Source organism: Pseudomonas sp. EZ-C24 (assembly GCF_014525325.1).
Classification (GTDB): Bacteria; Pseudomonadota; Gammaproteobacteria; order Pseudomonadales; family Pseudomonadaceae; genus Aquipseudomonas; species Aquipseudomonas shirazensis.
On sequence record NZ_JACDIU010000014.1, the window covers coordinates 491,283 to 510,801 of the forward strand.

The window sequence follows — 19,519 nt, forward strand, 5'->3', positions numbered from 1 at the left end:
GTGGCATTGGTTGTACGCGGCCCTCGCGCTAAATACCAAGGGCTGCGGCCAGACGTTGCAGGCCGGCGATAAGCGCCAGATGCAGCGGATAGAACGCATAACCCCAGCGCCCGACCCGCGGTACCTGCCAGCGTTCCTGACGCGCCAGCCACAGGCCTATTGGCAACGACATTGCTGCGGTGCTCAGGATGACCAGAGCGATGGGTTGCAACGGATGCGCACGTAACCAACTGTTGGTCACGTTGCCCGCGACCGCCAACGCACACGGCAGCAGCCAGCCGGCGCCGCCGTAGCGCCTGGCGATCAGTATCGCGGCGGGGAGCAGGACGCCAGGCAAGCCGTACATCAGGTGATCACTGAACAGCGCTGCAGTCAGCGCAGCGCTCAAGCCGAGCAGGCAGGCCAGCGCCTGTCGATGGTGTATTGCCCAAGCCAGAAACAACCCGAGCGTCAGGGTCGGGATCACGTTTAGCGTCTGCGAACCGGTGTCCAGCCAGCGGTACGGGCCTTCGGACAGCACGCCAAATACCAGCAGCCAACCGAGATAGCGCGCCGCGCTGCGGCTGGGCCACATAGTCGGGTCGCTGCGCCCGACGTTGATTGCCAACGCCAGGCAGAACAACGGAAATGCCAGCCGGCCGATGACGAACAAACCGTCGGCAGCTGGCCATAGGTAACGCAGGTGGTCGGCGACCATGGTCACGATCGCCGTCCACTTGACCAAATCCAGCCCGGCCGAGCGCACGGTTATTGCCCGGACTCGCTGCTCACCATTGGCTGCAGGTACTTGGCGGTCCATGCCGCCAACGGCAGCGGCGGTTGTTGGTGAATGACGCGGCGCCAGATCAGACCAAGGTCTTCCAGGTTGAACATCGAGTTGGCCGATGTGCCCGACCAGGCTGTTGGCGTGCCGACGCTCCACTGGCCAGTGCTGTCGCGGCTGGCCATCTGGAAGCGGAACGTGTAGTTGCCGGGAATGCCCATGCGCAGGTCGGTCACCACCAAGGCATCACCGACCTCGTCGTAACGCAGCCAGTCTCCCGTGAACCAGCGCAGACGCGCGTGCAGTGGGTCATCACCAAGGCGCTTGGCTGCCTCGAGGTTGCGCGAATGCCGCAGCATTTCCGGCGGCTCGCGATCGAACACGCTGCTGACGCCCTCGAAGTAATGGCCGTCCGCGGTTTTCGCCATCACCCGCCAGACCAGACTGTTAAAGGCGATAGGCACGGCACGCACTTCGGTCACTGCTACGCCTTGCTGATCCAGAGCAGCCGCAAAGCGCTGCTCGGCATGCATACGCGCGCCCAGGCCAAAACCGAGGTAGGCCGTACTGAACAGCAATGCGCAGGTCATCAGCGCAATCGCCCTGCCCTGCATGCCGCGAATCGCCGCGAACAGCACAGTAAACAACAGCGGCAAGGTGTACACCGGATCAATGATGAACACCGCCGCCCAACTTTCCGGGATCAGTTGCAACGGCCAGAACAACTGGGTGCCGTACACGGTGAAGGCATCGAGTACCGGATGCGTGATGAGCACCAGCCAGAACGCGGCGAACAGCCTTGGCCAGCGATAGCCGCGCTCCGGCCAGTATTTATGGCCAAGCCAGGTCACCAACCAGGCCAACAACAGGGCCAGGCCGGTGAGCACGAACAATGAATGCGAGAAACCACGGTGGAAGGTCATCTGCGACACCGGATCGGCGTAGCGGATGATCACATCGAGGTCTGGCAAGGTGCCCAGGGCGGCGCCGTAGAGCAATGCCCGGCGGCCTTGAATACGGCCTAGCACCGTGCCTTGCAGCGCTGCGCCGAGCACCGCTTGAGTGAGTGAGTCCAAAGGTCAGGTTTCCACAAAAAGTCTGTTGGCAACCTACCTGCATCGCCGGTCACTGTGCAAACGCTATCGCCGCAGCGCAGCGTTTGCAGCGGGCTGGCAACTCAGCCATCTGTGAGCGGCGCGGGGCTCACAGCAACTGCCAGGTGTAGGCCAGAATCAGCCGGTTTTCGTCGATATCGCTGCGATAATTCGAGCGCGCCACCGCGTTTCTGACACGAATACCCAAACCCTTGAACACCCCGCTCTGCACCGCATAACCAATATCCAGATCGCGCTCGCGGTCCTTGCCCTCGAAGCCGCGGCCGGTATCGACATTGTTGCCGGTTATGTAGCGCACCGTCGCGGTCAGGCCAGGGATGCCCATGGCGGCAAAGTTGTAGTCATAGCGCGCTTGATAGGAGCGCTCATCGGTGTAGGCAAACTCATAGGTGGGCACCTCGTTGCCCAGCGGGGTGATATTGGCGAATACCCGTGGAAACGGGCTTTCGCCATAGATGCCCTGATAGCCGACGTGAAAGCTATGTCCGCCATGCCGGGCTGTCAGCAACGAGAAGAACGCCTGGTTGTCGATCTGGCCAAGCAAGGCATCGCCGTCCTCGCGGGCAGTGAAATAACCCAGGTTGGCGCTGAGCACCCAGTCGCCGAACGGCTTGCTGTGCTTGAGGCCGACAAAGCCCTGCTGGTAGATGTCTTCGAGCTGGCCATACCACAGGCTGGCGCTGGTCTGCTTGTCGTTGAAGGCATAGTCACCGCCCAGGTAATTGAACGCGTCACTCGCGACCTGGCGCATCGGCACATGGCCAAGCATGGCGTTGAGCTTGTCATCCCCGCCTTCGTTGCGCAGGTGCGTCGAAGACAAATGCCCAGCCTGCACGGTCAGCCCGTTGATCCCGGCGGAGTTGAGGCTGACGCCCTGATAGGTGGGTGGCAGCAGGCGAATGTCGCTGAAGGTCAGCACCGGCAGATTCGGCTGCAGCTCGCCAACGCGCAGCTCGGTTTGCGATACGCGTGCTTTGAAGGTGCCAGCCAGGCGACTGTAATCGCTTGCCGCACGCCCGTCGCCATGCACTGGCAACAGTCCGCTGTTGACCCGGTCCGGGCTGCTATCGAGGCGAATCCCGAGCAAGCCCAGTGCATCGACGCCGAAACCGATCGGGCCAGGGGTGTAGCCGGACTTGAAATCGAGGATGAAGCCCTGGGCCCACTCCTCGGCCTTGGACTGCTGGTTGGCGCCGACGATGTCAGAGAAATCCCGGCTGAAATAGTAGTTGCGAGCACTGAGGCTGGCTTTGGCGTCTTCGAAAAAGCTGCTTTCAGCAGCCAGCAGGGGTTGGCTGAGCAAGGTTATGCCCAGGGCGACACAGGGGTTAGGGTTCATCGCGAAGCTCTCTTGATCTTGTTTTTATGAATGGATCGCTACTACGGTTTTGCACTACGGATTTTCAGGGGTTACGGCGCAGGGCATCCCCCGCCTGCGGCCGCCGCAAACGCAGCAAGGCATGCGCACAGAGGCCGAACAGCAAGCCCCAGAACGCTGCCGACAAGCCTAAAAAGGCAACACCGGAGGCCGTCACCAGAAAGGTGAACAACCCGGCATCACGCTCGCTCGGTTCGGCCAGGCTGCGGGCCAATGCCTCGCTGATCGCGCCATACAAGGCGAGTCCCGCCAGGGCGGCAATCAATGCAGCAGGAAAAGCGGCAAACAACGACATCAGGGTCGCGCCGGCGATGCCCAGCAGCAGATACAAGCCACTGCCGGCCAATGCCGCGATGTAGCGTCGACGCGGGTCTTCGTGAGCTTCGCGGCCGGTGCACAGGCTGGCCGTCACGGCGGCGAGGTTGAGTCCATGGCAGCCGAACGGCGCCAACAGCATGCCGCCCAGGGCACTGGCACTGATCAACGGGCTTGCCGGCGTCTGGTAACCCGCATTGCGCAGCACGGCCATACCCGGCATGAACTGCCCGGTCAGGGCCACCAGCACCAGCGGCAAGGCCAGGCTGAACACTGCCGACAGGCTGAATTGCGGGGTGATCAACTGCGCGGTAGCAAACTCCAGGACCAACGCCTCACTGCGCAGCTGGCCGCTGAGCACTGTGATCAACGCGCCAACGGCCAACACCGCCGCCACCGCATAGCGGGGCTGCAAGCGCCGCATCAGCACATAAGTGATGAACATCGCCACGACCAGCGTCGGTTGCACCGGCAAGGCGCGAAACACTTCAACGCCAAAGCTGAACAGAATGCCGGCCTGCATGCCTGCCGCAATCGAGCCCGGCAGGCGTGCGATCAAGCCGTCGAACGCACCACTCAGGCCAATCAACAGCAAGATTAGATTGGCCACCAGATAGGCGCCGACCGCTTGCTCGAGACCAATCTGCGGCAGCGCAGTCACCAGCAGTGCCGAGCCTGGAATCGACCAAGCGATAACTACCGGCACCCGATAACGCAGGGTCAATACCGCGCCAAGCACGGCGCTGCCCATCGACACGGCCCACACCCACGACGACAACTGGCCGTGGGACAGGCCCGCAGCCTCGGCAGCATGGAAGATGATCACCAGCGGGCCGGCGTAGGAAATCATCGTCGCCAGCAGGCCGGCGACAATGGCAGACAACGAACAATCCTTGATCAGGTCTTTCATGGGACCTCTGGCCAGACCGGGGCCGGACGGGATGTCCGGCATGGGTTGTTCAAGCAACATCAAGTGAGGGCGATTACGCCTGCTGCAATGCCCGCGGCCGACCGCTGCGTTGCTCGGCCTCGCTGTCCGGCGCGCGCTGCAGCTGGAAGTCGAAGCGCAGCTCGGCATAGCGCCCGCTCACGCCCCGCGTGCCGTCTTCGCGCATCTGCACTTCGCCGACCAGGCCGTCACGGGTGGCGTAGGCGAAGTCGTCCCACAGGTACTTGTCGCCAGCCAGGTTGATCTGCGTGGTCAGGTGCCGATAGCCCGGCGCCGAGATGAAGAAGTGGATGTGCGCCGGGCGTTGGCCATGCCGGCCGAGCAGGTCCAGGCACTCCTGGGTTGGGCCTTGCGGGTCACAGCCGTAACCCGATGGCACGATCGAGCGCGCGCGGTAATAGCCCTCGGCATCGGTGACGATGCGCCGACGCAGGTTGTATTCGGACTGGCTTTGGTCGAAGAACGAGTAAGTGCCACGGGTGTTGGCATGCCACAGGTCAACCGTGGCGCCGGGCACAGGCTGGCCAGCCGGATCGAGGACCTGGCCTTCGAGGAACATCACCGTGGCTACGCCCTCCTCGCTGCCATCGTCCATGCGCACCTGGCCCGCGGCAATCGGCGCGCCGGCGACATACAACGGCCCTTCGATGGTGCGCGGAGTGCCACCGGCAAGGCCGACGGCGGTGTCCTTGGCGTCCTGCAACAGGTCGAGGAAGTGCTCGATACCCAGGCCCGCGACCAGCAACCCGGCCTCACCACGACCGCCCAGGCGATTGAGGTAGTCAACGGCGTGCCAGAACTCGTTCTCGCTGATCTCAAGGTCCTCGATCAGGCGCGCGCTGTCCTGCAGGACGCGCAGGATGATCTGCTTGAGCCGAGGGCTGCCTTCATCGTTACCAAACCCTGCGGCTTGTTCGAAGAACTTGGTCAGTTCGTCAGTGTGGGAAATTTTCACGGTCATGTTTGCTTACCTCTAATAATTGTTCTTGGGTGAGTCAGGCTCGATCAACGGTCGTCGCTGTGGACTGACGAGGGATGCCGGCACAGGCCGGTCACTTCGATGGCCATATACGGGAACAGCGGCAACTGCATCAGGGTGTCGTGCAGCGCCTCGACACTGGGCACGTCGAACACGCTGTAGTTGGCGTAGTGCCCGGCAATGCGCCACAGGTGACGCCAGGTGCCGTCGCGTTGCAGGCGTTGGGCCAGCTGCTTTTCGTCAGCCTTGAGCTGGGCGGCCCGGGCCGGGTCCATGTCAACGGGCAGGTTCACGGTCATCTTCACGTGGAACAGCATGGGTTTCTCCTTGGGTAAGGTCGCAATCAGCGCCGGGCGAAACGCGCCAGGCGGGTTTCATCCAGGGTCAGGCCCAATCCGGGCGTGCGTGGTACATGCAGTTGGAAGTCGCTGTAGCGCAGCGGCTGCTCGACGATGTCTTCGGTCAGCAGCAGCGGCCCGAACAACTCGGTGCCCCAGGTCAGCTGGCGCAGGGTCAAAAAGGCGTGGGCCGAGGCCAGGGTGCCGACCGCGCCTTCGAGCATGGTGCCGCCGTACAGGGCGATGCCGGCGGCTTCGGCGATCTGCGCGGTACGCAGCACGGCGCGAGGGCCGCCGTTTTTGGCGATCTTCAAAGCGAACACGCTGGCAGCGCCGTCGGCGGCGAGGCTGAAGGCGTCTTCCACGCTTTCGATCGACTCGTCGGCCATGATCGGCGCCGGGCTGCGCTGGTTAAGACGGACTTGCCCGCTGCGGTTGATCCGCGCTATTGGCTGCTCGATCAGGTCGATGCCGTTGTCGCCAAGCACCTGGCAGGCACGCAAGGCTTGCGACTCATCCCAGTACTGATTGACGTCGACGCGCACGCTGGCGCGCTCGCCCAGCTCACGCTTGATTGCCACCACATGGCGCAGGTCCTGCTCCAGCGGGTTGGCGCCGATCTTCAGTTTGAACAGCCGATGGCGGCGGATCTCCAGCATGTGCTCGGCTTCAGCGATGTCGCGGGCGGTGTCGCCACTGGCGAGGGTCCAGGCCACTTCGAGGCTGTCGCGCACCCGGCCACCGAGCAGCTCGCTGACCGCCAGGCCCAGGCGTTTGCCCTGCGCGTCGAGCAAGGCACTTTCGATGCCCGACTTGGCGAAGGTGTTGCCCTTGGCCAGCTTGTCCAGCTTGAGCATGGCGGCATTGATGTTGTCGGCTGGCAGGCCGACCAGCGCCGGGGCCAGGTGCGCGTCGATGTTGGCCTTGATCCCTTCCGGGCTCTCGTAGCCGTAGGCCAGGCCACCGATGGTGGTCGCTTCGCCAATGCCTTCGACGCCGTCGCTGCAGCGCAGGCGCAGCACCACCAAGGTCTGCTGCTGCATGGTGTGCATCGCCAGCTTGTGCGGGCGAATGGTCGGCAGGTCGACGATGATCGCCTCCAGCCGGTCGATAGTCGGGCTTGTCATGCAAGGCCTCCAGTTACGTCAGTCAAAGGGTTACGCCTGTGCCAGCGCGGCCAGGCCGTGGCGCCGGCTGCTGGCCAGGTGCACGGCCATGGCCAGCGCGGCAACCGCGCCGGGGATGGCAAAGGCGATGAAGTTGAGTTGCAGCGGCAGGTTGATGCCCATCAGCGCGCCGCCCAGCAGCGGGCCGACGATGGCGCCGTTGCGGCCGATACCGGAGGCCCAACCAAGGCCGGTCGAGCGCATCGACAGGCCATAGAGCTGGGCCGCGCCGGCATACAGCAGGATTTGTGTGCCGATGGTGGTGGCGCCGGCAATGAAGATCAGCAAGTACAGCACGGGCATCGGGCTGTTCACCCCAAGCAGGTTGATCGACAGCGCCGCGGCGACAAAGAAAGCGATCTTGACCTTGACCAGGTTGTAGCGATCACCCAGCCAGCCGCCGAGAATTGCCCCGGCCATGCCGCCGAAGTTCAGTGCCAGCAGGAACGACAGGCTTGAACCCAGGCTATAGCCGGCGTTGGCCATCAGTTTCGGCAGCCACGAGCTGAGCGCGTAGACCATCAGCAGGCAGCAGAAAAATGCCAGCCACAGGGCCAGGGTGCGCACTGCCAGGCCGTCACGAAACAGCTCCAGCACTGAAGCGCCCTTGCCTTTGCGCTCGCTCGCCTGCAACACATCGTCGGCCTGCACGTCGCAGTCCGGATCAAGCCGTTTGAGCAGGGCACGGGCTTCGTCGCTACGGCCCTGGCGCACCAGAAAACCAATCGACTCGGGCAGGTAGTAGAGGATCACCGGCAACAGCAGCAACGGCAGCGCTGCGGCAAAGAACATCGACTCCCAACCAAAGCGCGGCAGCAAGAAGATGCCGACACCTGCCGAAAGCATGCCGCCCAGCGAGTAACCGCTGAACATGATCGCCACCAGCGTGCTGCGCAGGCGTTTGGGTGCGTACTCGTTCATCAACGCCACGGCATTGGGCATCAAGCCGCCGCAGCCGAGCCCGGCGATGAAGCGGTAGATGCCGAACTCGCTGGGGCTGCTGGCAAAGCCATTGAGGATGGTCGCGCCGGAGAACAACGCGAAACAGATGGCGATGCCCTTCTTGCGCCCGATCCGGTCCGCCAGGCTACCGAACAGCAGCGCACCGAACATCATGCCGAACAGCGCGTAGCTGCCCAGCGCGCCGGCTTGCAGCGGGGTCAGGCCCCACTCCTTCATGATCACCGGCAGCACTACGCCATAGATGAACAGGTCGTAGCCGTCGAATACCAGCAGCAGGCCGCACCAGGCCATGACCATCCAGTGGAACGGTGAAAAGCGCGCGTTATCAATGATCGGGTGAACATCCAGGGTTCGCATGGCATCGGTCTCTGTTGTTTTTGTTGTGAGAGGTAAACGCAGGCTGGGCGACTGTCAGCCGAGGTCGCCGCCGCCGACCGGCAGGGTCACGCCGGTGATGTAAGAGGCCTCGTCGGAGGCGAGAAAGAGGATCGCGTTGACCTGTTCGTCAATGCTCGCGTAGCGCTTCATCAGGCTGCTGTCCAAGGTCTGGGCAACGATCTGCTGGTACCAGGCCTTGTCCTGCTCGCTCTGCGCATCGCTGTTGCGCGGCACCCGCCGGGGTGGCGCTTCGGTGCCGCCGGGCGCAGTGGCGTTGACCCGAATACCGCGCTCGGCGGTCTCGAAGGCCAGGCAGGCGGTGAGTGCGTTGACGCCGCCCTTGGCTGCGCCATAGGGCACGCGGTTGATGCTGCGGGTGGCAATCGATGACACGTTGACGATGGCGCCGGCGCCACGCTCGAGCATGTACGGCAGCGCTGCATGGCAGCACCACAGGGTCGGGAACAGCGAACGGCGTACTTCGGCCTCGATCTGTTCCGGCTCATAGTGCTCGAACGGCTTGGCCCAGATGGTCCCGCCGACGTTGTTGACGAGGATGTCGATCCGGCCAAAGCGCTCGACCGCGCTGGCCATGACCCGGGCGCACTCGGCGTGCTGCTCGAGGTCGGCAATCAGCGTCAGCGTGCCCTCGCCGGCCAGTTCATGAACCAGCTCGGAACGGTCTACGGCTACCACTTGAGCGCCTTCGGCCTTGAGCCGCCAGCACACGCCGCGGCCAATGCCTTGGGCCGCGCCGGTGACCAGCGCGACCTTGCCTTGGAATCTGTTGCTCATCTCTGCTCTCCCCAGCGGCGCCTTCGTCTGCACGCGGCGACGCTGCTGCCATTGGCAATAAAAAAGAGGCCAGCCGCACCCGCACGATGCGGCCAGCCCCCAAGGAAACTCAGGCCGCGGCGGCGAACTTCTCGTAATAGAAGTTGGCCGGGGTGATGCCTTGTTCGCGGATGTACTGGCTGACCGCCTCGACCATCGGCGGCGGGCCGCACAGGTACACGTCGACATCGCCGTTGTTCAGGTGCGCCGGTTCGATGTGCTGGGTGACGTAGCCCTTTTGCGGGTACTTACTGTCGGGGTTGGCAACGCAGGCGCTGTAGGTGAAGTTGCTGATGCGCGCAGCCAGCGCCTGCAGGCGGTCGAGCTCGACCAGGTCGAAATCGTTGGTCACGCCGTAGATCAGGTGCAGTGGATGCGCGCTGCCGACTTCGGCGATCTTTTCCAGCATCGCCGTGAACGGCGCCAGGCCGGTGCCGCCGGCCAGCAGCAACAACGGCCGCTGGATCGGGCGCAGGTAGAAGCTACCCAGCGGGCCGGCCAGGTTCATGCTGTCGCCGGCCTTGGCCAGACTGGTAAGGAAGCTGCTCATCAGGCCGCCGGGAACGTTGCGGATGAGGAAGCTGACCTCGCCATCCTTGGGCAACGAACTGAACGAATACGCGCGGCTCTGACCGCTGCCCGGCACCTGCAGGTTGACGTACTGGCCTGGCAAGAAGGCCAGGCTGCTCAGCGCTTCACCCTTGATCGACAGGGCAATGGTGCTGGCCGACAGCTGGCGCACATCGCTGATCTCGGCCTGGAAATTGCCCTGCTCGGCTTTGCACAGCTGCGACGATGCCGGGATACGCAGCACGCAGTCGGATTCGGCGCGCATCTGGCAGGTCAGCACGTAACCCTGGCTGATTTCTTCTGCGCTGAGGGCGTCTTCGATGAAGTCCTCACCCAGCGCATAGCTGCCCGCCTCGGCCTTGCACTTGCAGGTGCCGCAGGCGCCGTCACGGCAGTCCAGGGGGATGTTGATGCCTTGCCGATAGGCCGCATCGGCAACGGTTTCGTGGCCTTCGGCATTGATGAAGCGGGTGATTCCGTCTTCGAAATTGAGTGCGATCTGGAAGCTCATGTTGCACCTCGCGGACGAGCCTGCCCGCAGCGCGCCCTGCGGCACGCTGGTCAGTACTCGTCTTGACCAGAAGTCAGATGTGGTAGATGTCGATGACCTGGCGAACGTAGTCGTTCTTCAGCACCACTTTCTTGGCCTTGATCAGCGGCTGCTCGCCGCGCAGATCCAGGGTGTAGAAGCTGCTGCCGAAGTAACTGTCGGTGGTCTTGTAGCGAAAGCTCAGGGTGTGCCAGTTGAAGCGCACCTGACACTGCTCGCCACTGTGCTCGACAATCTCGATATTGCTCAGGTTGTGCGAGGTGCGGGTATCCGGAACTGTGGCACTTGAGCGCTCGGTCTGGATGCGGAACACGCGGTCCTCCAGCCCTCCTCGGTTGCCGTACCAGATCAGGGAAATCTCGCTTTGCGGGTCTTCGGTGAGCTGGTCGTTGTCATCCCAGGATGGCATCCAGAAGGTCGCATCGCTGGCATACAGCTCCAGCCACTGCTCCCACTGGCCATCGTCGAGGTAGCGCGCTTCGCGGTAGAGGAAGTCGCGCACGGTGTCGTACAAAGCGCTCATCGCACGGCCTCCACTGGGATCAGTTGCGGCTCCTGCTCGAGTGCCTTGAGCATGGTCTCCTGCCAATACTTGTGCTGTAGCACGAACAGGCCTTCATCTTCGGTGCGCACGCCTGACAGCAATGGTTTGAGCTCGATCTCGCGGGCGGCCTCGTCGGCCCCTTCGACCCAATGCTCGGCGCCGCGGGACATGTCGTTCCAGCCAGTGCCACCGCCGTAGCCGGTCTGGCACGAGCGGAACTCTTCGAGGTCATCCGGGGTGGCCATGCCACTGACGTTGAAGAAGTCTTCGTACTGGCGGATGCGCTTGGCGCGGGCCTCGCTGCTCTCGCCCTTGGGTGCGATGCAGTAGATGGTGATCTCGGTCTTGTTCACCGAAATTGGCCGGGCGATGCGGATCTGCGAGCTGAACTGGTCCATCAGGTACACGTTCGGGTACAGGCACAGGTTGCGCGAGTTCTCGATCATCCAGTCGGCACGGGCCTGGCCGAAATCTGCCGCCAGTTGCTCGCGGCGCTCGTAGGCCGGGCGGTCTTCCGGGTTGGCCCAGCGCGTCCACAGCAGCAGGTGGCCATGGTCGAACGAGTAGAAGCCACCACCCTGTTTGGCCCAGGCACCGGCGCTCATGGTCTTGATCTCGGCAGCGCTTTCGCGTTGCTTGCGCTGGTTCTGGGTAGCGGCGTAGTTCCAGTGCACCGAGCTCACGTGGTAGCCGTCGGCGCCGTTTTCGGCAGTGAGCTTCCAGTTGCCTTCGTAGATGTAGGAGCTGGAGCCACGCAGCACTTCCAGGCCCTCGGGCGACTGGTCGACGATCATGTCGATGATCTTGGCCGATTCGCCCAAGTGCTCGAGCAGCGGTTTCACATCGGCGTTGAGGCTGCCGAAGAGGAAGCCGCGGTACGACTCGAAGCGCGCCACCTTGGTCAGGTCGTGCGAGCCGTCGCAGTTGAAGCTGGCTGGGTAACCGGCATTGCTCGGGTCTTTGACCTTGAGCAGCTTGCCGCTGTTATTGAAGGTCCAGCCGTGGAACGGGCAGGTGTAGCTGACACGGTTACCGCGTTTGTGCCGGCAGAGCATCGCCCCGCGGTGGCTGCAGGCATTGAGGAAGGCGTTCAGCTGGCCGTCCTTGTTGCGCGCGATGAACACCGGCTGGCGGCCCATGGTCAGCGACAGGAAGTCGTTCTTTTCAGGGATCTGGCTTTCGTGGGCCAGGTAGATCCAGTTACCTTCGAAGATGTGTTTCATCTCCAGGTCAAACAGGCGCGGGTCGGTGAACATCTCCCGCTTACAGCGGTAGACGCCCGATTCCCGGTCGTCCTCGAGCATGGCATTGAGGTAGTCGAATCCCAGGAACATGGCCAGGGTCTCCATTGTTATTGTTCAGGCCAGGTCAGGTTAGGACGAGCGCGGCGGGGGCAATATCCGGATTGTGCAGAGTGCTATCCGTTTTCTGCAGGCTTGCTGGAGGGGGCTGAGGATGTGGCGCCAGCGGAGGTTCAGGTGCGGCGCTTGAAGGTTTCCGAAGGCAATTCGGCGAATTGCTGGCGGTAGCTCTCGGCAAAGCGGCCCAGGTGCATGAAGCCGTAATCCATGGCCAGCTCGGTTACGCTGCGCACCGAGCAGCTCGGGTCGGCCAGACACTCGTGCAGGCGCTGCAGCTTGCGCTGGCGTACATACTGCTTGGGCGTGGTGCCCAGATGCCGATCGAACAGCGCATACAACGAGCGCAGGCTCATGCAGGCCTGCTCGGCCAACGCCTCCGCCGGCAGCTCAAGCTTGAGGTTGCGTTCGATGTAATCGAGGATGCGCTCCAGGCTGGCGCCCGGCGCGCCGAGGTTCTCCCGCTGGACATTGGTGCTCATCAAGGTCAGCAGCTTGCTGGCGACGATCTGGCTGTAGTGGCCCTGCACCCGCGGCAACGAGTCACTGACCTCCGCCTCATGGCAGACCATACCCAGCAGGTTGACGAAGCCGTCCAGCTCATCCAGCCGGTAATGATTGCGCAAAAACCGCACGCCACCGCTGGGCCGCTGCCAACGCTGCTCGTCGCAGATCGATTCGAGCAACCGGGTCGGCACTTTGAGGATGAATTTTTCGCAGTCTTCCGAGTAGGTCAGGTCGACCGGATCATCCGGGTTGATCAACAGCAATTCGCCCGGCACCAGGTGGTGCTCGCGCTGTGGCCCGCGCCACAGGCAATTGCCGTGCAGCAACACCTGCAGGTGGTAGATCGTTTCAAGCGCTGGCGAAGTAACCCGCACGCTGCCGCCATAACTGATGCGGCACAGGTCCAGCTCGGCCAGTTTGCGGTGGCTGAGGCTGGCTTGCGGATGGGTGGTGCGCGACAGGCCGATGCAGTGCTGGCCTACATGCCGGTTGACGTAATCGGAGACGGCATACGGATCAGCGTGGTGAAACACACTGCTACGCTCGCTCAACAGGCGGTTTTCCATAGGCAAGGCACTCGGCTCATTCTTGTTATCGTCGCCGCTTCCTACTGCCTCAACGGCGAGTGGTCGCGGTCGTACACGCTCAGTCTATCGGGCCGGTCGCCGGGTACAGCAGGCAAGCGACAACCGGTGGCTTGGCTACACACTACGCAATGCAAGGGCTGCCAGGCAATGCGACCTCAGTAACGGCCGGGCGAACAGCGCGCTCTTGCGGCCAACATTTGTCCGATTATCGAACGCAGGGGATAGGCGCAGGCTCTAGATCAGTCTTCGCCTAGGGTTGATAGCCCTTTTTACTGACACAGCTTGCAATCATCCGACTACACCGCTCGGTTACTTTCCTTACACCGCAATCGGCGCTTCTGCTAAAAACGCCTGCATGCCCTCTTCTCTTTTGCTTCACCTCAAACGTCGCTGGCTCAGCTGGCTGTGCATGGCCGTGCTCCTGATCGGCCTGCCGGCCGGCTGCAGCGTACTGCAACACAAGGAGCGCGAGCTGGTGTTTCGCATCGAGCCCGGCCAGGCCAGCTGGTTCCGTGGCTTGCCCGCAGGTGTGCAGGAACTCGACCTGCGCCCGCGCAGCTTCACCGCCAACCAGAGCCTGCATGCCTGGTGGTGGCCAGCCCAGCGCGCCGACGCACCGGCCATCCTCTACCTGCACGGCGTGCGCTGGAACCTCACCGGCCAGCTGTTTCGCATCGAGCAACTGCATGCCATGGGTTATTCGGTGCTGGCCGTGGACTACCGCGGTTTCGGCCAGAGCCGCGGCGACCTGCCGTCCGAGGCGACCGTCTATGAAGATGCGCAGGTGGCCTGGGAGCGCTTTGCCCAGCTGCAACCGGACCGCAACAAGCGGCTGATCTTCGGTCACTCGCTCGGCGGCGCGGTGGCTGTGGAGCTTGCGGCCGAGCTGAGCCGCCAGGCGCAAAAAGACGGCAGCCCGAGCGCCGCGCGCGGCTTGATCCTGGAATCGACCTTCACTTCGCTCGGCGATGTTGCGGCAGTGGTAGCCGATACCGCCCTGCCAGTGCGCTGGCTGCTGTCGCAAAAATTCGATTCGATCGACAAGATCGACCAGGTCGGCATGCCAGTACTGCTGGTGCACGGCCAGAACGACCGCTACGTGCCGCCACGCTTCAGCCAGCAATTGTACGAGGCCGCGCAGCAGCCCAAGACCCTGCTGCTGGTGCCTGGTGCCAGCCATAACAACAGCATGCGCCTGGCCGGTCCGCGTTATCGCCAGGCGATCAAGGCACTGCTCTAGCGCGGCCTATTGCACCGGCAGGAAGTTCATCAGCAACAAGCTCTGCGCGTAGTTCAAGCCAATCCGCCGGTAGCGTTCATCGAGCATCTGCGCCAACAGGTCGAGCCGGGCGACGATCTTGCCGAACTCGACCGCGAAGCTGAGGTTGCTGCCCTCTTCGGAAATCTCGTTGGAGAACAGCAACAGCACGCCATTGGCGTCCTGACGCTGGCTGAGCATCCAGGTGGCTTTTTCGATGTTGCGCGCGGCGTTGTTGACGAACAGCGGGTCGATCGCATCGGTCATGTAGAACTCGCTGCGTCCGCCGTGGGCGGTGATCAGCATACTGCCGATGGCATAGATGAAGGCGCCGACCCGATCGCCGCGGAATTCCGGGCTCAAGGCGTAGCTGAGGGCTGCCAGATCGCGCCGCTGACCAAGCTGCGGCAGCGGCTGGCGTTGCTCGATGGCCAGGCGGATCTGCCGCTCGGCGGTAGCGGCGTCAAGGTAGCCGGACTGCTTCCACTGGTTGGGATTGCGTGCGTACAGCTTGTTCATCAGCAGGTACAGGCTTTGCAGGTTGTCGCGCATCGCCAGGGTGGCCATGCGGTCGACGCTGGTCTGGAACAGCTCGCTGGGTTTGCCATCACTGAACTGGCTGACAATATCGCGGCCCTGTTGCTCGGTGCACGCGCACAGCAGGGTCAGGGCGCCGGCCAGCAGCAGGCGGGGGCAGGTTCGCAGTACGGGGACAAGCATCGGCACCGGGGTCTTGATCAACGACGGGGCCGGGGATCGGCTCTGCCTGACCAGACATAGAGCGCGAAATGGCGAAAAAGTGCAGTTGCGCAGGCCAGCCAGGCCTGCGCAACGGTATTGCAGGGGCTCAGCCGGTCACATGGCGTGACGCAGCAACTCGATCATTTGCGCATGCAACGCAGGGTCACCGCAGGCCACCACACAGCCGCCGTTCTGCGCCGAGCTGCCATCCCAGGCGGTGATCACCCCGCCCGCCCCTTCGATGATCGGCATCAACGCCTGCACGTCATACGGCTGCAGGCTGGCCTCGACGATCACATCGACAAAGCCACTGGCGAGCATGCAATAGGCGTAGCAGTCGCCGCCGTAGCGCATCAGCCGCGCCTGGCCGGCAACGGCTTCAAAGGCGGCCTTGCGCGCCTCGCTATCGAACATGTCCGGCGTGGTGCACATCAGGGTGGCTGAGGCCAAATCGCTGCAGGCACGGGTCTTCAGCGGCGTGCTGCCGAGCCAGGCTCCCTCTGGGGTACCGATGAAGCGCTCGCCGGTAAACGGCTGGTTCATCACCCCGACCACCGGCTTGGTGCCGTCGTTGAGCGCGATCAACGTGCCCCACAGCGGCAGCCCGGTGATGAAGGCGCGGGTGCCATCGATCGGATCAAGCACCCAGGTCAGCGGGCTGCTGCCAACCGCCACGCCCTGCTCTTCACCAAGGATGCCGTGGCTTGGATAGCGTTCCTGAATCAGCGAGCGCATGGCGTCTTCGGCGGCCTTGTCGGCCACGGTCACCGGGTCGTACAGGCGCCCGCCCTTGTCCTCGACCGCCAGGTTGGCGCGAAAATACGGCTGGATCGCAGCCGCAGCGGCCTGCGCCAACTGCTCGGCAAATGCACGGTATTCGCCGATCTGTTCAGCGTTCAAGGTCATGGTGGCGGGCCTCTGGCAACGATAGGGGTTGGCATCATACCCGAGCCTGCCGGGTGATGGCGTACCGCCTTGCGTGCGCCAGTGATGCTGGGGTTAAGGTAGTCTAGCGGCCAGACCGATTCCTCATTTGCCACGGGACACCCTCAGGATGCCATGTACCGTAACCGCTCTGGTACTCGCCGCCGGCCATAGCCGCCGGTTTGGCAGTGACAAACGCCAGCACCGGCTGAGCAGCGGCCAGACCCTGCTGCAGACCAGCCTGCAACTGCCGTGCGCGCAGTTGGGCGAAGTCTGGCTGGCGCTGCGTGACGACGACCCTGCCCCGGTCGGCCTGGCTGATAACGTGCGCATCCTGCAATCGAGCAGCAGCCGGCTTGGACTTGGCCACAGCATCGCTACCAGCGTCGCGCAGATCAGTACCGCGTCCAATGCTCAGGGCTTGCTGGTGATGCTGGGTGACATGCCGTTCATCCAGCCCGCCACCCTCGCCGCGCTGCTGGCCAAGGCGGACCGTCGCCTGATCATCCGCCCGACGTATCAAAGCAAGCCCGGCCACCCGGTGCTGTTCGGTCGCGCCTGGTGGCCGCAGTTGTGCACCCTGACCGGCGATGAAGGCGCCCGCAGCGTGCTGCTGGGCAATCCGCAGGCGGTGCGCAATATTGAATTGGGTGATCCTGGGGTGTTGCTGGATATCGACCGGCCGGGTGATGTGCCGGATCTGGATGAATAGTAGGCTGCCGAGCGACTGCGGGTGGTTCGAGTACGTCGGGGCTGCTTTGCAGCCCTTTCGCGACACTAGGCCGCTCCTACAGGCACTGCGTCGTCCTTACGTGGCACGGTCGGTGTAGGAGCGGCCTTGTGTCGCGAAAGGGCCGCGCAGCGGCCCCGGCTATCTCAAGGCTGAAAGCGACCCTAGGCAGCCCGCCGCTCCTCCAGCAGCTTGATAAACATACTCAAGCTGCGCGACACAGTACCGCGCCGCCACACCAGCCAGGTCTGCAAGTAGCGGAAGTCTTCCGACAACGGCCAAACGCTGACCGTGCTCAAGCCCGGCATGCTGTCGAGCATGCTGCGCGGCATCAACGCCAGGCCGGCACCAGCACTGACGCACGCAAGCATGCCGTGATAGGACTCCATCTCATGGATTTTGCCGGGCACGGCCTGATCCTGGACAAACCAGTTCTCGAAATGATGGCGGTACGAGCAGTTGGCGCGAAAGGCGTAGATGCTCTCGCCGTTGACGTCGCGGGCGCGGCTGATTGCGGCATGGTTGAGTGGCGCAATCACTACCATCTCTTCATCGAACACGGCCATGCCTTCCAGCGTTGGGTGCAGTACCGGGCCATCGACGAAGGCTGCGACCAGGCGGCCGGACAGCACACCTTCGAGCATGGTCCCCGAGGGCCCGGTCGACAGGTCCAGATCGACCTTGGGAAAGCGCTGGTTATAACTGGCCAGCAAGGCCGGGATGCGCACGGCGGCGGTGCTTTCCAGCGAACCCAGGGCGAACGTGCCCTGCGGATCTTCGCCGGCCACGGTCAGCCGCGCTTCGTGGACCAGGTCGAGAATGCGCCGGGTGTACTCGAGAAAATTCCAGCCCGCCGGTGACAGGCGCAGGCGGCTTTTCTCGCGGATGAACAGCTCGACACCGAGGTCTTCCTCAAGCTGCTTGATCCGCGTGGTGAGGTTCGACGGCACGCGGTGAATCTGCTGGGCAGCGGCGCTGATGCTGCCGTGCTCTGCCACTGCCTTGAAAATTTCCAGTTGCACCAGATCCACAGTCATTCTCCAAACGTGAACGTTGCGCTCATTATTATTCAGTTTTCAATACGGTTGCACGCCACTAGTCTGAGCTTCGTCAACTTACAACAACGAGGACCTCCGCCATGAGCGAGATCAGCAGCCTGACCCACGCCATTTCTGTCGACCCGTTCAGCGGTGAGCAGATCGGCCACTATCCGTTCGACACCGACGCCGCACAGGAAGCGGCGCTGCAACGTGCCAAGGTTGGCTTCAACCAATGGCGCCAGGTGTCACTGGGGCAGCGCAGCGAGTATCTGAACGCCCTGGCCGATGCTCTGCAGGCCAATCACGAAGCATTGGCGGTGATGATCAGCCGCGAAATTGGCAAGCCGATCAGCCAGGCACGTGGCGAAGTGACCAAGTGCGTTGGCCTGTGCCAATGGTACGCCGAGCACGGCCCGGCGATGCTGGCTGCCGAGCCTACGCAAATTGCGACGGCACGTATCGAATACCGCCCACTGGGGCCGATTCTAGCCGTGATGCCGTGGAACTTCCCGCTCTGGCAAGTGCTGCGCGGCGCGGTCCCGGCACTGCTGGCGGGCAATACCTATGTGCTCAAGCATGCCCCGAACGTCATGGGCAGCGCCTATCTGCTGCTCGACGTGATCAACCAGGCTGGCCTGCCAGCAGGCATCTTCGAAGTGCTCAACGTCACCCCGGACGGCGTGACCCGGGCGATCAATGACCCGCGTATTGCCGCCGTGACCCTGACCGGCAGCGTCCGCGCCGGCATGGCGATTGGTGCCCAAGCCGGTGCTGCGTTGAAGAAATGCGTACTGGAACTGGGCGGTTCCGATCCGTTCATCGTACTGGCGGACGCCGACCTCGATGCAGCGGTCAAGGCAGCGGTGATCGGCCGCTATCAGAACACAGGCCAGGTCTGTGCAGCAGCCAAGCGCCTGATCGTCGAAGAAAGCATCGCCGAGGCGTTTACCGCGAAGTTCGTCGAAGCCACGCGTCAGCTCAAGGTCGGCAACCCGCTTGAGGCTGACACCTACATCGGCCCGATGGCCCGCTATGACCTGCGCGACGAGCTTGACGGCCAGGTGCAGGCAACCTTGGCTGAAGGCGCGGTGCTGCTGCTGGGTGGCAAGAAGGCTGAGGGCGTCGGCAACTTCTACGAGCCGACCGTATTTGCCGGCGTTACGCCGCAAATGACCGCGTTCAAGCAGGAGTTGTTTGGCCCGGTGGCAGCGATCATCAGCGCCCGTGACGCCGACCACGCCGTGGAACTGGCCAACGACAGCGAGTTTGGTCTGGCCTCGACCATCTACACCGCCAACCTCGAGCTGGCTGAGCGGATGACCTCGGCGTTGGATACCGGTGCGGTGTTCATCAACGGCTACTGCGCTTCTGACCCGCGGGTAGCGTTCGGCGGCGTGAAGAAGAGCGGCTTTGGCCGTGAGCTGTCGCACTTCGGTGTGCGCGAGTTCTGCAACGTGCAGACGGTGTGGCTGGATCGCAATTGACAGCAGCGTGAGTAAAAGGGGCAAGTCGCTTGTGCGGCTTGCCCCTTT

At 63.3% G+C, this 19,519-nt stretch carries 19 protein-coding genes; 3 read left to right on the forward strand and 16 right to left on the reverse strand.

Annotated features, from left to right (window positions below; genetic code table 11):
• Positions 1-28 precede the first annotated feature (28 nt).
• From IDM28_RS11355 to IDM28_RS11415, 13 genes are all read right to left on the reverse strand, one after another.
• Positions 29-799, reverse strand: a complete 771-nt coding sequence (locus IDM28_RS11355) for a TraX family protein (RefSeq protein WP_223175913.1) — start codon at positions 797-799, stop codon at positions 29-31.
• Positions 748-1,839, reverse strand: a complete 1,092-nt coding sequence (locus IDM28_RS11360) for a metal-dependent hydrolase (RefSeq protein ID WP_188035956.1) — start codon at positions 1,837-1,839, stop codon at positions 748-750. Before IDM28_RS11360 ends, IDM28_RS11355 begins: the two co-directional genes overlap by 52 nt.
• Before the next feature lie 127 nt (positions 1,840-1,966).
• Positions 1,967-3,217, reverse strand: a complete 1,251-nt coding sequence (locus IDM28_RS11365) for an OprD family porin (RefSeq protein WP_188035957.1) — start codon at positions 3,215-3,217, stop codon at positions 1,967-1,969.
• A 64-nt stretch (positions 3,218-3,281) separates the two neighbouring features.
• Complete coding sequence (locus tag IDM28_RS11370) at positions 3,282-4,481, reverse strand: benzoate/H(+) symporter BenE family transporter (RefSeq protein ID WP_150569225.1); 1,200 nt, start codon at positions 4,479-4,481, stop codon at positions 3,282-3,284.
• A 73-nt stretch (positions 4,482-4,554) separates the two neighbouring features.
• A complete protein-coding gene (catA, locus tag IDM28_RS11375; RefSeq protein ID WP_101319525.1) occupies positions 4,555-5,481 on the reverse strand; it encodes a catechol 1,2-dioxygenase in 927 nt (308 codons plus the stop codon).
• A 44-nt stretch (positions 5,482-5,525) separates the two neighbouring features.
• Positions 5,526-5,816 carry a muconolactone Delta-isomerase gene (gene catC, locus IDM28_RS11380; RefSeq protein WP_101319527.1) on the reverse strand — a complete coding sequence of 97 codons (291 nt, stop codon included), beginning with the start codon at positions 5,814-5,816 and terminating at the stop codon, positions 5,526-5,528.
• A 26-nt stretch (positions 5,817-5,842) separates the two neighbouring features.
• A complete protein-coding gene (locus IDM28_RS11385; RefSeq protein WP_150569223.1) occupies positions 5,843-6,964 on the reverse strand; it encodes a muconate cycloisomerase family protein in 1,122 nt (373 codons plus the stop codon).
• A 30-nt stretch (positions 6,965-6,994) separates the two neighbouring features.
• Positions 6,995-8,323: an MFS transporter gene (locus tag IDM28_RS11390; RefSeq protein WP_188035958.1), complete on the reverse strand. Its 1,329-nt coding sequence runs from the start codon at positions 8,321-8,323 to the stop codon at positions 6,995-6,997.
• A gap of 54 nt (positions 8,324-8,377) precedes the next feature.
• Positions 8,378-9,139: a 1,6-dihydroxycyclohexa-2,4-diene-1-carboxylate dehydrogenase gene (locus IDM28_RS11395; protein WP_101319534.1), complete on the reverse strand. Its 762-nt coding sequence runs from the start codon at positions 9,137-9,139 to the stop codon at positions 8,378-8,380.
• 109 nt (positions 9,140-9,248) lie between these two features.
• A complete protein-coding gene (benC, locus tag IDM28_RS11400; protein ID WP_188035959.1) occupies positions 9,249-10,259 on the reverse strand; it encodes a benzoate 1,2-dioxygenase electron transfer component BenC in 1,011 nt (336 codons plus the stop codon).
• 73 nt (positions 10,260-10,332) lie between these two features.
• A complete protein-coding gene (benB, locus tag IDM28_RS11405) occupies positions 10,333-10,821 on the reverse strand; it encodes a benzoate 1,2-dioxygenase small subunit (protein WP_103437364.1) in 489 nt (162 codons plus the stop codon).
• A complete protein-coding gene (benA, locus tag IDM28_RS11410) occupies positions 10,818-12,176 on the reverse strand; it encodes a benzoate 1,2-dioxygenase large subunit (RefSeq protein WP_188035960.1) in 1,359 nt (452 codons plus the stop codon). The genes benB and benA overlap by 4 nt, the downstream gene beginning before the upstream one ends.
• Positions 12,177-12,316: 140 nt before the next feature.
• Positions 12,317-13,273, reverse strand: coding sequence for an AraC family transcriptional regulator (locus tag IDM28_RS11415; RefSeq protein WP_101319540.1), 957 nt, complete (start codon positions 13,271-13,273; stop codon positions 12,317-12,319).
• Positions 13,274-13,649: 376 nt separating this feature from the next.
• Between IDM28_RS11415 and IDM28_RS11420 the strand changes: the two genes are divergently transcribed.
• Positions 13,650-14,534: an alpha/beta hydrolase gene (locus IDM28_RS11420; protein ID WP_188035961.1), complete on the forward strand. Its 885-nt coding sequence runs from the start codon at positions 13,650-13,652 to the stop codon at positions 14,532-14,534.
• A gap of 6 nt (positions 14,535-14,540) precedes the next feature.
• Here the strand turns inward: IDM28_RS11420 and IDM28_RS11425 are convergent, their stop codons facing one another.
• Both IDM28_RS11425 and hisN read right to left on the reverse strand, forming a co-directional pair.
• Positions 14,541-15,272: a hypothetical protein gene (locus tag IDM28_RS11425; protein WP_101323027.1), complete on the reverse strand. Its 732-nt coding sequence runs from the start codon at positions 15,270-15,272 to the stop codon at positions 14,541-14,543.
• A 135-nt stretch (positions 15,273-15,407) separates the two neighbouring features.
• Complete coding sequence (gene hisN / locus IDM28_RS11430) at positions 15,408-16,199, reverse strand: histidinol-phosphatase (RefSeq protein ID WP_101319544.1); 792 nt, start codon at positions 16,197-16,199, stop codon at positions 15,408-15,410.
• A 148-nt stretch (positions 16,200-16,347) separates the two neighbouring features.
• Here hisN and IDM28_RS11435 point away from each other — a divergent pair, with 148 nt between their 5' ends.
• Positions 16,348-16,929, forward strand: a complete 582-nt coding sequence (locus IDM28_RS11435; protein ID WP_188035962.1) for an NTP transferase domain-containing protein — start codon at positions 16,348-16,350, stop codon at positions 16,927-16,929.
• 182 nt (positions 16,930-17,111) lie between these two features.
• On the opposite strand, the gene ptrR is transcribed toward IDM28_RS11435, so the two are convergent.
• Positions 17,112-17,978, reverse strand: a complete 867-nt coding sequence (ptrR, locus tag IDM28_RS11440; RefSeq protein WP_101323028.1) for a putrescine utilization regulator PtrR — start codon at positions 17,976-17,978, stop codon at positions 17,112-17,114.
• Positions 17,979-18,085: 107 nt separating this feature from the next.
• Between ptrR and IDM28_RS11445 the strand changes: the two genes are divergently transcribed.
• On the forward strand, positions 18,086-19,471 hold the full coding sequence (locus IDM28_RS11445; RefSeq protein ID WP_150569218.1) for an aldehyde dehydrogenase family protein: 1,386 nt from the start codon (positions 18,086-18,088) through the stop codon (positions 19,469-19,471).
• The last annotated feature ends 48 nt before the right edge of the window (positions 19,472-19,519 follow it).

Coding starts and splice junctions, on each gene's coding strand:
- IDM28_RS11420 (WP_188035961.1), top strand. CDS start 13,650: ATGCCCTCTTCTCTTTTGCTTCACCTCAAACGTCGCTGGCTCAGCTGG.
- catA (WP_101319525.1), bottom strand. CDS start 5,481: ATGACCGTGAAAATTTCCCACACTGACGAACTGACCAAGTTCTTCGAA.
- IDM28_RS11425 (WP_101323027.1), bottom strand. CDS start 15,272: ATGCTTGTCCCCGTACTGCGAACCTGCCCCCGCCTGCTGCTGGCCGGC.
- benC (WP_188035959.1), bottom strand. CDS start 10,259: ATGAGCTTCCAGATCGCACTCAATTTCGAAGACGGAATCACCCGCTTC.
- benA (WP_188035960.1), bottom strand. CDS start 12,176: ATGTTCCTGGGATTCGACTACCTCAATGCCATGCTCGAGGACGACCGG.
- IDM28_RS11435 (WP_188035962.1), top strand. CDS start 16,348: ATGCCATGTACCGTAACCGCTCTGGTACTCGCCGCCGGCCATAGCCGC.
- benB (WP_103437364.1), bottom strand. CDS start 10,821: ATGAGCGCTTTGTACGACACCGTGCGCGACTTCCTCTACCGCGAAGCG.
- catC (WP_101319527.1), bottom strand. CDS start 5,816: ATGCTGTTCCACGTGAAGATGACCGTGAACCTGCCCGTTGACATGGAC.
- hisN (WP_101319544.1), bottom strand. CDS start 16,199: ATGACCTTGAACGCTGAACAGATCGGCGAATACCGTGCATTTGCCGAG.
- IDM28_RS11355 (WP_223175913.1), bottom strand. CDS start 799: ATGGACCGCCAAGTACCTGCAGCCAATGGTGAGCAGCGAGTCCGGGCA.
- IDM28_RS11395 (WP_101319534.1), bottom strand. CDS start 9,139: ATGAGCAACAGATTCCAAGGCAAGGTCGCGCTGGTCACCGGCGCGGCC.
- IDM28_RS11445 (WP_150569218.1), top strand. CDS start 18,086: ATGAGCGAGATCAGCAGCCTGACCCACGCCATTTCTGTCGACCCGTTC.
- IDM28_RS11390 (WP_188035958.1), bottom strand. CDS start 8,323: ATGCGAACCCTGGATGTTCACCCGATCATTGATAACGCGCGCTTTTCA.
- IDM28_RS11385 (WP_150569223.1), bottom strand. CDS start 6,964: ATGACAAGCCCGACTATCGACCGGCTGGAGGCGATCATCGTCGACCTG.
- IDM28_RS11370 (WP_150569225.1), bottom strand. CDS start 4,481: ATGAAAGACCTGATCAAGGATTGTTCGTTGTCTGCCATTGTCGCCGGC.
- IDM28_RS11365 (WP_188035957.1), bottom strand. CDS start 3,217: ATGAACCCTAACCCCTGTGTCGCCCTGGGCATAACCTTGCTCAGCCAA.
- IDM28_RS11415 (WP_101319540.1), bottom strand. CDS start 13,273: ATGGAAAACCGCCTGTTGAGCGAGCGTAGCAGTGTGTTTCACCACGCT.